This is a genomic window from Actinosynnema sp. NPDC053489 (genome assembly GCF_044544865.1).
Classification (GTDB): domain Bacteria; phylum Actinomycetota; class Actinomycetes; order Mycobacteriales; family Pseudonocardiaceae; genus Actinosynnema.
This window is the reverse complement of sequence record NZ_JBITXT010000014.1, coordinates 83,415-95,578: the sequence shown is the minus strand read 5'-3', so window position 1 is coordinate 95,578 and position 12,164 is coordinate 83,415. Positions and strand designations below refer to the sequence as shown.

Here is a 12,164-nt window from a genome sequence, read left to right as displayed (position 1 = left end):
GATTGGAGCGTAGTGCCGGGCCGACCGCACCTAGCGTGGTGGTCATGACGGAGAAGTTGGCCCTGGGCGCCATGTTGTTCGGCACGGTCACCGACGAGCGCCGCTCGTTCGAGCTGCTGGACCGCTTCGTGGACGCGGGCGGGGTGTGGGTCGACACCGCGAACTGCTACTCGTTCTGGGAGCACGAAAGCGGGTTCGGCGGGCAGAGCGAGGAGCTGCTGGGGCGGTGGCTGGCGGCCCGGCCCGGGGTGCGGGACCGGGTGCGGATCAGCACCAAGGTGGGGTGCGAGCCGACCGAGGCGGGTCGGTTCCCGGAGACTGCGGAGGGGTTGTCGGCCGGTGTGGTCAAGGATGCGGTCGAGGGCAGCCTCCGGCGGCTCGGCACGGACCACGTGGAGCTGTGCTGGGCGCACAAGCCCGACCCGGTGACGCCGCTGGAGGAGACCGTCGCCGCGTTCGACGAGCTGGTGTCGGCGGGGTCGGTCGGCCGGCTCGGCGCCTCGAACTACCCGGTGTGGCAGGTGGAACGGGCGCGGTCGATCGCCCGCGCCGGAGGCCGCGTCGGCTTCACGGCCGTGCAGCAGCACCACACGTACCTCCAGCCGCGGCCCGGCACGCGGCCGTCGGTGGTGCACCGGTTCGGCGCGGCCACGGACGAGGTGATCCACTACCTGGAGCACCACCCGGACATGGCGCTGTGGGCCTACACGCCGTTGCTGGGCGGCCGGTACACCCGGGCGGACAAGCCCCTGGCGGCCGAGTACGACCACCCCGGCACCACCCGCCGCCTGGCCGTGCTGGACGAGGTGGCCGCCGAGACCGGCGGCAACCGCAACCAGGTGGTGCTGGCGTGGCTGACCGGCGGTGCGCCGGACATCACCCCGGTCGTCGGCGTCAGCACGGTCGGGCAGCTGGACGACGCGCTGGCCGGGGTGTCGCTCGCGCTGACCGCCGAGCAGCGCCGACGCCTGGACGAGGCGGCGTGACGGGGCGGTCCGCCGGTGCGCGGGGTCCGGCGGACCGCCCCCGCGTCAGCGGGACCAGGAGTGCTCGGCGACCGGGGCGCGGTCGAGCAGCGGTTCCCACCAGGAGCGGTGCTCGGCGTACCAGCGGATGGTCTCGCGCACCCCGGCCTCGAACCCCACGACGGGCTCCCAGCCCAGCTCGCGGCGGATCTTCGCGGAGTCCAGCAGGTAGCGGCGGTCGTGGCCGGGGCGGTCCGGCACCTCCTGCTTGGCCGACGCGGGCAGGCCCAGTTCGTCGAGCACCAGGTCCGCGATCCGCTCGACGGTGGCCTCGACACCGGTGCCCACGTGGTAGGTCTCGCCGATCCGCCCCCGGTCCAGCACCGCCGAGACGGCGCGGACGTGGTCGGAGACGTGGACCCACTCCCGGCGGTTGTCCTTGGACGCGTAGACCGGCAGCGGCCGGCCGTCCAGGGCGCGGGTGGTGAACAGCGGTAGCACCTTCTCCGGGAACTGGTGCGAGCCGTAGTTGTTGGCGCAGTTGGTGATCGTGACCGGCAGGCCGAACGTCTCGTGGTAGGCGCGCACGGCGTGGTCGCCGCCCGCCTTGCTCGCGTTGTACGGCGTGCGGGGCCGGTACGGCGACTCCTCGGTGAACGCCCGGTCGGCGTCCAGCGCGAGGTCGCCGTAGACCTCGCAGGTGGAGATGTGGTGGAAGCGCTCGACCCCGACCCGGCGCGCGGCCTCCAGCAGGGCCTGCGTGCCCAGCACGTTGGTGCGGAAGAACCGGCCGGGGTCGAGGACCGCGAGGCTGTTGTGCGACTCGGCGGCGAAGTTGACGACCACTTCGACGCGGTGCTCGCGCAGCACGTGCTCGGCGTCGGCGATGTCGGCGTGCACGAACGTGATCCGGTCGCGCACGTCGGCCAGGTTGGTCTCGGTGCCGGCGTAGGTCAGCGCGTCCAGCGCGACGACGCTGTCGCCGGGGTGCTCGCGCACCCGGTGGCGGACGAAGTGGGAACCGATGAACCCGGCGGCTCCGGTGACCAGCAGACGCATGTCAGCCCTCCTGTTCGGCCCCGGTGATCGGGGCGACCCCGGGCGGTTCGGCGGCCGCGGTGGCGGGCCAGCCGCGGAACTCGACCTCCAGCCGGAACCGGTGGCCGAGGTAGCGGTGCTCGGACAGGGCGATCGGCGTGCCGTCCGGTCCGACGGCGAGTCGGCGCACCAGCAGCACGGGGGTGGACGCGGGCACCTCCAACAGCTCCGCGACGCGCCGGGAGGCGGCCGTGGCGGCGATGTCCTGGCGCACCACGGCGATCCGGTGCCCGTTGCGGCGCAGCGTCTCCCAGGTGCCGGTGTCCTCGGCGTCCGCGCGGCTGACCGGCACGGCCAGCGCGAGCGGAACCCACTCTGTGACCACGTCCAACGGGGTCGTGCCCGCCCGCCGCACCGCCTGCACCCGCAGCGCCTCCGCGCCGTCGGGAACGGCCAGCAGGTGGGCCACGCCGCCGGGGGCGGGGCCGTACCCGTACTCGACGACGGTGCGGGTGAGCGGGACGCCCGCCTCCGCGACCGCCGAGCCGGCGTGCTGGAAGCTGCCCAGGGCCAGGGACTGCCCGAACGAAGCGCCGGAGACGACGTACCAGCCCGCCCCCTTGTGGGAGGTCAGCAGCCCTTCCGCGCGCAGCTGCTCCAACGCGCGCCGCACCGTCACCCGGCTCACCTCGTACCGGCGACCGAGCTCGGCCTCGCTCTCCAGGGCTCCCGCGGGCCCGTAGTCGCCGAGCGCGACCCGCTCCCGCAGCTCACCGGCCAGCCACTGGGACCGGGAACCTGTCATAACCTGTATCATACAGGTATGGCAGGCGTGGTCGTCAACGACGGCGCCAGTCCCCTGTGGACCGCGCCGGGGCTCGCCTGGGAATGGATCTGTTAACGCTAACCCGCAGTTCGGTTCGATCCAGTAAGCGGCGAGTCGGTTCACCAAGATTGTTGCTCTTGCTAAGGAAAATTCGCGGAGCCACCGAGCCGGGAGATGGAGTGTTAACGTTATCAATCCGGCGGCTCCGTCGACCGGTCCACAGTGGATCGGACAACCCCGCCGAGGGGCGTCGGCGTATTATGATCTGCGAATGGTCACCATCGCCGACGTCGCGCGAGCGGCGGGAGTCTCGCCCAGCACCGTGTCGTACGTGCTGTCCGGCAAGCGCTCGATCTCGGAGACCACCCGGCGCCGGGTGCACCACAGCATCGCCCAGCTCGGGTACCGCCCGAACGCGGGCGCGCGGGCGTTGGCGAGCAGCCGCACGAACGTGGTGGCCCTCGTCGTGCCCCTGCGCGCGGACCTCAACGTCCCCGTGGTCATGCAGTTCGTCGCCGCCACGGTCGCCGAGGCCCGCGCGCGCGACCACGACGTGCTGCTGCTGACGGCCGACGAGGGCGCGGAGGGGCTGCACCGGGTCGTGGCCTCCTCGCTGGCCGACGCGATCATCGTGATGGACGTGGAGGCGGCCGAGCCGCGCGTGCCCGTGCTGCGCGAGCTGGGCACGCCTGCGGTGCTGATCGGCGTGCCGGACGACGCGGACGGGCTCACGTGCGTCGACCTCGACTTCACCGCCGCCGGCTCCGCGTGCGCGCGCCACCTGGCCGACCTCGGCCACCGCGACATCGCGCTCATCGGCCCCTCCCCCGCCGTCTACCAGCGCGGCACGAGCTACGCGGGCCGGTTCCTGAGCGGGTTCCGGCGGACGGCCGCGAGCCGCGGGGTCGAGGCCGCCACGCTGGCCTGCGCGCCCACCTACGACGGCCTGCGCGAGTGCCTGGACGACCTGCTGGACCGCCGCACCGCGCCCACCGGCCTGGTGGTGCACAACGAGGCCGTCCTCGGGCCGCTGCTGTCGGAGCTGGCGCGGCGCGAGGTGGCCGTGCCCGGCGACATCTCGGTGCTGGCGGTCTGCCCGCCCGACGTGGCGCGGGCGCACTCCGTCCCGCTGTCGTCGGTGGACATCCCGGCCGTGGAGCTCGGGCGGCTGGCCGTCGAGCTGGCGATGCGCCGGCTCGACGGCCCCGCCGACCCCGAGGTCCGGTTGCTGCCACCGGGGTTAACCGACCGCGGCAGCACCGGTCCGGTGGTTGCCTAGGATCACCAGGCCCACCGCCCCGGGGTCACCCCGCGCCGCCTCGGTCGCGATCACGGCGAGGGTGAGCGTGTTGTGCTCGCGCAGCACCCCGTTGGGCACCACGAACTCGCGTTGCGGGCCGACGCCGTCGAGGTACTGGCCGAGGTTCCAGCCGTTGACGAAGATCAGCGCGCGGTAGCCGCGGGCCGCGGTGTCGGTGAAGCGCAGGCCCAGCGACACGTCCTGGCCCGCCGGCAGGTCGAGCCGGAATCGCGTGCGGTACCAGGACACGCCGGGCGAGAGGACGCCGGGCGGTCGTCGCCAGTCGCCGTCGCCACCGGGCAGGTGCCAGCCGGCGCGCTCGCCGTACAGGCCGCCGGTGTTCATCGGGCCGCGCTCGCCGTCCATGGGCTCGGACCCGCGGATCTGCCAGGAGATCGGCGCGGTGGAGCCCTCGACGGTCACGCCGAACAGGCCGCGCGGCTGCTTGTGCCGGACGTCGTCGGCGGTCCAGTCGTCGTTGTGGCCCATGTTCTCGACCAGCACGGTCAGGGTCGCCCGCCGTCCCGCGGTCAGCAGCCCGGCCGGCACGGGGAAGTCGCCGCGCCCGGGGTCGGGGTTGACCGGCTCGGCGTCGGCCTGGGTGCCGCCCGGCGCGGAGCCGAGGTAGCGGCCGTCGAGCCAGACCAGGTAGATGCCGCGCTTGCCGGTGATGGCGTTGACGGTGACCGCCCGCTCCGCCCCGGTGGCGGTGAACCGGCCGCGGTACCAGACGTTGCCGTTGTGGTGGCCGTACTCGTCGGCGTAGAGCACGGGCAGCGTCTTCGGTCGGATGGGACTGGCGGTGGTCGTCCTGTCGGCCGTGGTCCAGCCGGACTCGCCGGTGCCGGGCGCCTCGGGCCGGTACCGCCAGTCGGTCAGCTCCGGCAGCCGCACCTCCCGCGGGCCGGGCAGCGAGCCGACCAGCGAGCCGCCGGCCGTGGCGCGCACGGGCACCGGCCGCCCGCCGACGGTCAGCCGGCGGACGGGGGCGAACACCTCCACCTCCGACGCGCGGTCGGTGTCCGCGCGCAGCACCAACCGGTCGCCGCGGACCTGCGCGGAGCGGACCAGCGACGTGCCGCGGACCAGCACCGGCCCGGCCGCGGTGTCCTGCCGCCAGAACCCGGCGGCGGTCTCGTCGGTGCCGAGCAGGAGCAGCAACGGCCGGCGCCCGCCACCGGTGACCAGCACGCGGGCCAGTCCGGTGTGGTCGTAGTCCAACCGCAGGTCGCCCCGGTCGTAGGAGGCCCGGACCCGGCCGTCGAGCACCGTCACGGTCGGTTCGGAGCGGTAGCGCAGCACGGTCGACCCCTGCTCGCCGTCGCGGCCGTAGAGCACGGCCACGTCCCGCCCGGACACCTCGACGTGCGTCAGGATCTCCGAGTTCGACCACACCAGCCGCTGCCCGCCCAGGTCGTACCCGGCCACGAGGATCTTCGCGTCCCGGCCGTTCACCCGCACCGGCACCTGGTAGCGGCCGTCCGGGGTGGCCCAGTCCAGCGTCGTGGCCAGGTCGGCGGTGCCGGCCCGGTCGGCCTGGCGCACCAGCGCGAACTGCGTGCCGGTGTCGGGGTTCGCCCGGGCGAGGGTCCGCACGGCCGGGTCGGCGGGCGCGGGCGGGGTCGCCTCGTCGGTCTTGGTCAGCGGCGCCACCGTGGTCATGAAGTAGCCCTGCCGCTTGAACTCGTCGTACTTGGCGGTGAGCTGCCGCGACTCGGTGATCGCCGCGCCGTAGTCGTAGGAGGTGTAGACGTCGTTGGGCTGCGGCAACCAGCCCCACGACGTGCCGCCGTAGGTCATGTAGTACCCGAACATCGTCGCGCCGCTGGCGATGACGTTGTTCTTGTAGAACGCCTTCATGTAGGTCGGCCCGGTCAGCTCGCGGCACCGGTCGTAGCCGGCACCGCCCAGGTCGATGGCGCCGGCCTGGTACTCGACCGCGTACACCGGCGCGTCGTCGCGCAGCCGGCGCGTGACGCCTTCGCCCCACGGTCCCCACGTGTCGGGGTCGCCGCAGTCGAACGACTGCGGGTAGTCGTCCACCCCGGGGATCTGCACCGCACCCGGACCGGACGACCAGTTCGCCAGGTCGCCGCCGCAGCAGTTGTTGTGCACGATCGGCACGTCGATGCCCGCCGCCCGGGCCTGGTCCCGCAAGTCCCGCATGTAGGCGGGGTCGACGTTGACCGCGTACTCGTTCTCCACGTTGTAGGCGATCACCGAGCCGCCGCGCGACACCTGGTGCCGGGCGATGATCGGGTTGAGCCGGCCCAGCCACTCCCGGTAGGCGGCGGTGTAGCCGGGGTCGCCGGACCGGGCGCGACCCGGGACCGCCTTGAGCCAGGCGGGGAACCCGCCGCCGCTGGTCTCCGCGTTGATGTACGGGCCGGGTCGCGCCACCACGTACAGGCCCAGCTCGTCGGCCGTCCGCAGCAGCCGGTCCACGTCGCGCACGCCGGTGAAGTCGTACACGCCCGGCGCGGGCGAGTGGTAGCCCCAGTGGAAGTACAGCGACACCCCGGAGAAGCCGGCCGCCCGGATCTTCTCCAGCACGTCGCGCCACAGCTCCGGGTCGGGCAGCCGGAAGTAGTGGAACTCCCCCGACCACAGCATGACCCGCTCGCCGTCCACCGCGAGCGAGTAGCGGTCGTAGGACACGACGTGCCGCTCGCCGGCGGGGGCCGCCACCACCGGGGTGATCGCGGCGAGCGAGCCGAGGAGCAGCAACGCGACCGCGAGCAGCCTCATCGGACGCCGCGCACGGTCAGGGTGGCGCCGGTGGCGCTGACCAGCACGCCGTCGGGGTCCGTGCCGAGCTCCCCGCCGGCCACGCCGTCGACCGCCTCCGCGCCCACCAGCAGCAGCCGCCACCGCCGCGGCGCGCCCTCGACCTCGACGCGGACCTCCCCGCCCCGGCGGTGGGTGCGGAACGTCGTGCCGCCGACCACCGTCACGTGGTCGCCGTCGGCGAGCCGGTAGGCCCGCAGGGTGACGCCCTCGGCGTGGTCGTAGTCCGGCCGGTCGTCGACCGCGCCGACGGGCAGGATCGCGTTCGGGCGGACCAGGACCGGCGCGGTGAGGAAGTCGCAGCGGTCGCGCACCCAGCGCGGGCCCCGCACGGCCTCGCCGGTCAGCAGGTGCGTCCAGACGCCCTCGGGCACGTAGTAGGACACGTCGCCGTCGTCGCTGAACACCGGTGCGACCAGCAGGTCGTCACCCAGCATGTACTGGCGTTCGAGGTGGGCGCAGCCCGGGTCGTCCGGGAACTCCACCACCATCGCGCGCATCATCGGCACGCCCTCGCCTGCCGCCTGCCGCGCGGCCCGGTCCAGGTACGGCATCAGGCTCAGCTTCAGCTTGGTGAACCGCCGCAGCACGTCGACCGACTCCTCGTCGAACAGCCACGGCACGCGGTAGGACGAGCTGCCGTGCAGCCGGCTGTGCGAGGACAGCAGGCCGAACGCGATCCACCGCTTGAACAGCGCCGCCGACGGCGTGCCCTCGAACCCGCCGATGTCGTGGCTCCAGTAGCCGAACCCGGACAGGCCCAGGGACAGCCCGCCGCGCAGGCTCTCGGCCATCGACTCGTAGGTGGCTTCGCAGTCGCCGCCCCAGTGCACCGGGAACTGCTGCGAGCCCGCCGTGGCCGACCGGGCGAACACCACCGCGTCGCCGTCGCCGCGCCGCTTGCGCAGCACCTCGAACACGGTCCGGTTGTAGAGGTGGGTGTAGTGGTTGTGCATCCGCTCGGGGTCGGAGCCGTCGTGGTAGACGACGTCGGTGGGCACGCGCTCGCCGAAGTCGGTCTTGAAGCAGTCCACGCCCTGGGCCAGCAGGGCGTCCAGCTTCGCGGCGTACCAGGCGCGGGCGGCCGGGTTGGTGAAGTCCACCAGCGCCATGCCCGGCTGCCACTGGTCCCACTGCCACACGTCGCCGTTCGGCTTGCGCAGCAGGTAGCCGTTCGCCCTGCCCTCGGCGAACAGCGGTGACCGCTGCGCGATGTAGGGGTTGATCCAGACCGAGACGCGCAGCCCGCGGGCGTGCAGCCGCTCCAGCATGCCGACCGGGTCGGGGAACGTGCGCGGGTCCCACTCGAAGTCGCACCAGTGGAACTCGCGCATCCAGAAGCAGTCGAAGTGGAACACGCTCAGCGGCAGGTCCCGCTCCAGCATCCCGTCGATGAACCCCGACACCGTCTCCTCGTCGTAGGACGTGGTGAACGACGTCGACAGCCACAGCCCGAACGACCAGGCGGGCGGCAGCGCGGGCCGGCCGGTCAGCGCGGTGTACTTGCGCAGGACCTCCCGGGGCGTCGGGCCGTAGACCAGGAAGTACTCCAGCGACTCGCCCTCGACGCTGAACTGGACCTTCGACACGGCTTCGGAACCGACCTCGAACGACACGTGCCCGGGGTGGTTGACGAACACGCCGTAACCGGCGTTGGTGAGGTAGAACGGGACGTTCTTGTACGCCTGCTCGCTGCTCGTGCCGCCGTCGGCGTTCCAGATGTCGACGGTCTGGCCGTTCTTGACCAGCGGGCCGAACCGCTCGCCCAGCCCGTACACGGTGTCGCCGACGCCCATCGTCAACTGCTCGCGCACGTGGTGCGCGCCGTCGACGGTCATCAGGCCGATGCCCTTGGCGCCGCTGCTGGTGAGCGCGCGGCCGTCCGCGGTGAAGTCGACCCGCCACTCCCCGCCCCGGTGCACCCGCACCGACAGCGCCCCCGCGGTCATCACCACGCCGGCGTCGTCCTCGACCACCTTCGCCTCGTGCCCGCCGTCGGAGGCCAGCGCGAACACCGGCTCCCCCGGCGTGACACCGGAGAAGTGCGTGATCTTCACGCCGATCACGTCGGCCATCGGCGAGGTGAGGCCGAGCGTCACCGCCGGGCCCTTGAGCGTGTCGCCCCGGTGCCGGATCGGCCGGGTCGACGCGTGCACGACGACCTCCCCGTTCCCCGCGGTGACGTCGCGCACCTCAACCGGGTGGGCGGCCTCGACCCCGGGCCGCAGCAGCCAGTACCCGTCGCTGAACTTCACTTGACCGCTCCTGCCGTGATGCCGCGGGTCAACGCCCGCTGGAAGATCAGGAAGAAGACGATGGCCGGGATGATCCCGAGCAACGCCGAGGCGCTGGTCGCGGTGGCGTCCATCATCCGCTGGCCCTGGAGCACGCCGAGCGCCACCGGCACGGTCTGGTTCTCGTTGGAGATCAGCAGCACCAGCGGCAGGAAGAACTCGTTCCAGGTCCAGATGAAGAAGAACGCGAACAGCACGCCCAGGGTGGGCCTGCTGATCGGCACCACGACCCGCACCAGTGCCTGCCACTTGTTCGCACCGTCGACGCGGGCGGCGTCCAGCAGCTCGCGCGGGAAGCCGCCGAGCGTCGAGGTGAGCAGGTAGGTGCCGAACGCGGCCTGGACCACCGTGAAGACGATGATCACGGCCGCCTTCGTGTCGTACAACCCGACCTCGTTGGCCAGGAAGTACAGCGGGTAGACCAGCGCCTCCTGCGGCAGGGTGTTGGCGACGAGGAACACCACCAGGATCCACACCCGGCCGCGGACCCGGCCGATGCCCAGCGCGTAGGCGTTGAACACCGACACGACCACCGCCAGCACGGCCACGGAGCCGCTGATCACCACGCTGTTCCACAGCTTCGTCCCGAAGTCGACGCGCTCCCAGAAGGCGACGACCCCCTCCAGCGACACCCCGTCGGGCAGGTCGAGCGGACCACCGGTGGAGTACTGCGCCGGTGTCTTGACCGCGTTGAGCACGACGAGGGCGAACGGCGCCAGCACCACCGCGGCCAGCAGCACCACCGACCACAGCACCGCGTGCCGCCGCATCACCGCTCACCCCGGTCCTGCACGCGCAGGAACACCGCGGTGAGCACCAGGATCAGCGCCGTGAGCACGGTGGCGACCGCCGCGCCGTAGCCGACCCGGGTCTTCTCGAAGAAGTTCTGGAACGAGTAGTAGGAGGGCACGTTCGTCGCACCGCCCGGTCCGCCCCGGGTCAGCACGTAGATCGGCGCGAACACCTTGAGCGCGGCGATGGTGCAGGTCAGCAGCACGACGAAGATCTCCGGCCGGATCTGCGGCACGGTGACGTGGAAGAACCTGCCCCACCACGACGCGCCGTCCAGCTCGGCGGCCTCGTGCAGCGACGGGTCGACGCGCCGCATCCCGGCCATGAAGACCACCACCGGGTAGCCGACCTGGAGCCACAGCATCACGCCCATCACCGTCCACAGCGCCAGGTCGGGGTCGCCGAGCCAGTCGCGCGCCAGCACGTCCAGCCCGACGGCGCGCAGCGCCTCGTTGAGCGCGCCGTCCCGCGGCGCCAGGATCCAGCTCCACACGACCCCGGCCACCGCGATCGGCAGCACCTGCGGCAGGTAGACGCACGCCCGCAGCACGGACGCGGTCCGCGCGCCGAAGTGCCTGGCGACGGAGTCGAACAGGGCCGCGGCGAGGACCAGGCCCGCCAGCGTCGGCAGGATCGCCATCGCCACCACCAGGCCGACGTTGTGCCGGAACGACGCCCAGAACGCGCCGTCGGACATCAGCCGGGCGTAGTTGTCCAGCCCGACCCACTCGGGCGTGCCGGCGCCGGACCACTCGGTGAGGCTGATGCCGACGTTCATCCCGAACGGCACCAGGACGACCGCGACCAGCAGCAGCCCGCCGGGGACCAGGAACAGCAGGTAGGACCCGCGGTCGCGGATCGGGGTGGGCACCGGGCTCATTTGCCGACGCTCGCCGTGTTCTCCCGGTAGTAGTCGGCCAGCTCGGTGAGCACCTCGTGCGGCCCGAGCTGCCCGGTGATCAGCTTCTGCACCGACGAGACCTGGGCGTCGTAGAAGCCGGGCGCGGGCCAGTCCGGGTAGAACGCGAGCCGGTCGGCGTCGTCGAGGGCCGTGAAGTCGTCGTTGAGCTGCCTGGTCCTCGGGTCGGCCGCGGGCGCGGCGCCCGGCACGACCGCGATGCCGCCCGCGTCGCGCAGCTTGTCCTGGACGGCCGGGGACATGGTGATGTCGATGAAGTCGTAGGCGAGCCGCTTGTTCTTCGAGCCCTTCGGGACGACCCAGAGGTTGCCGCTGGAGCCGGAGGTCATGCCCGGCCACGGCGCGGTCGCCCACTCGAAGTCCTTCACCTGGGCCTTGACCCGGCCGAACCACCAGCTGCCGCTGATCATGACCGGGCTGCGGCCCTGCAGGAACGAAAGGCCCATGTCCTCGGCCTTCGCCCCGGCCGAGTCCCGGGGGAGGTAGCCCTCGCGCAGCCACTCGGCGAAGGTCTCCGCGCCGAACACCCACGCCTCGTCGTGGAAGTTCACCTCACCGGTGTAGCGCTGGAACCGGTCGACCCAGGCGCGGTCGGCCTTGGTCAGGGCGAGCTGGTAGAGCAGCTGGGCGGCGGGGTACTCGGCACCGGCCAGGGCGACCGGCGTGATGCCGGCGGCGGCGAACTTCCGCAGGGCGGCGGTCAGGTCCTCCAGCGTCCGGGGCGCGGCGAGGCCCTGCTGGTCGAACATGGTCTTGTTGTAGTAGACCAGCACGTACTCGGCGTAGTTCGGGACGCCGTACCACTTGCCGGACCCCATCACGCCCCGGTCGTCGTACCTGGCCGTGGTGGCGAGGCCCGGTCCGAGCGCGCGGTCCCAGCCGCGTGCGGCGACCTCGTCGCTTAGGTCGGTCAGCAGGCCCTGCCTGGACAGCAGCCCGGTGGTCGCGTTGCCCTTGTTGTACTCCAGGACGTCCGGCGCGTCCCGGGAGTTGAGCACCATCGAGGCGGTCTTCTGGATCTGCTCGAAGCCCTTCTCCTCGAACTCGACCTTCACACCGGGGTGCGAGGCCTCGAACTGCCGGATCGCCTCGGCCCACGCCACGCCCATGGCGCTGTCCGGTCCCTCGTAGTGCCACAGCCGGAGGGTGTTCGGGTCGGAGCTTCCCTCCGAGCCGCCGCAGCCGGCCACGGCGAGCAGCGCCGCCATCGCGGCCGCCAGGAGTCGCTTGGGCATCACGGTGG

At 72.5% G+C, this 12,164-nt stretch carries 9 protein-coding genes; 2 read left to right on the top strand and 7 right to left on the bottom strand.

All coding sequences use genetic code 11. The annotated features are described in order from the left end of the window. The first annotated feature begins 44 nt into the window (after positions 1–44). Positions 45–986 carry an aldo/keto reductase gene (locus ACIGNX_RS27920; RefSeq protein WP_396543739.1) on the top strand — a complete coding sequence of 314 codons (942 nt, stop codon included), beginning with the start codon at positions 45–47 and terminating at the stop codon, positions 984–986. 45 nt (positions 987–1,031) lie between these two features. On the opposite strand, the gene rfbB is transcribed toward ACIGNX_RS27920, so the two are convergent. Next, positions 1,032–2,024: a dTDP-glucose 4,6-dehydratase gene (gene rfbB, locus ACIGNX_RS27915; RefSeq protein ID WP_396543738.1), complete on the bottom strand. Its 993-nt coding sequence runs from the start codon at positions 2,022–2,024 to the stop codon at positions 1,032–1,034. Between the two features lies 1 nt (position 2,025). After that, entirely contained in the window at positions 2,026–2,808 is a 783-nt protein-coding gene (locus ACIGNX_RS27910) for a GntR family transcriptional regulator (protein ID WP_396543737.1), read from the bottom strand. 292 nt (positions 2,809–3,100) lie between these two features. Here ACIGNX_RS27910 and ACIGNX_RS27905 point away from each other — a divergent pair, with 292 nt between their 5' ends. Next, a complete protein-coding gene (locus ACIGNX_RS27905; RefSeq protein WP_396543735.1) occupies positions 3,101–4,108 on the top strand; it encodes a LacI family DNA-binding transcriptional regulator in 1,008 nt (335 codons plus the stop codon). On the opposite strand, the gene ACIGNX_RS27900 is transcribed toward ACIGNX_RS27905, so the two are convergent. Genes ACIGNX_RS27900 through ACIGNX_RS27880 form a run of 5 tightly spaced genes read right to left on the bottom strand, consistent with a single transcriptional unit; the run spans position 4,070 to position 12,156 of the window. Next, on the bottom strand, positions 4,070–6,877 hold the full coding sequence (locus ACIGNX_RS27900) for a beta-galactosidase (RefSeq protein WP_396543734.1): 2,808 nt from the start codon (positions 6,875–6,877) through the stop codon (positions 4,070–4,072). The genes ACIGNX_RS27905 and ACIGNX_RS27900 overlap by 39 nt on opposite strands. Further along, positions 6,874–9,171 carry an alpha-xylosidase gene (gene yicI, locus ACIGNX_RS27895; protein ID WP_396543732.1) on the bottom strand — a complete coding sequence of 766 codons (2,298 nt, stop codon included), beginning with the start codon at positions 9,169–9,171 and terminating at the stop codon, positions 6,874–6,876. Before yicI ends, ACIGNX_RS27900 begins: the two co-directional genes overlap by 4 nt. Beyond that, entirely contained in the window at positions 9,168–9,980 is an 813-nt protein-coding gene (locus tag ACIGNX_RS27890; RefSeq protein ID WP_396543730.1) for a carbohydrate ABC transporter permease, read from the bottom strand. The genes yicI and ACIGNX_RS27890 overlap by 4 nt, the downstream gene beginning before the upstream one ends. Then, the gene (locus tag ACIGNX_RS27885; RefSeq protein WP_396543729.1) at positions 9,980–10,882 is read right to left on the bottom strand and encodes a carbohydrate ABC transporter permease; all 903 of its coding nucleotides are present in this window, start codon (positions 10,880–10,882) and stop codon (positions 9,980–9,982) included. The genes ACIGNX_RS27890 and ACIGNX_RS27885 overlap by 1 nt, the downstream gene beginning before the upstream one ends. Next, the gene (locus ACIGNX_RS27880) at positions 10,879–12,156 is read right to left on the bottom strand and encodes an ABC transporter substrate-binding protein (protein WP_396543727.1); all 1,278 of its coding nucleotides are present in this window, start codon (positions 12,154–12,156) and stop codon (positions 10,879–10,881) included. Before ACIGNX_RS27880 ends, ACIGNX_RS27885 begins: the two co-directional genes overlap by 4 nt. Positions 12,157–12,164 lie beyond the last annotated feature (8 nt).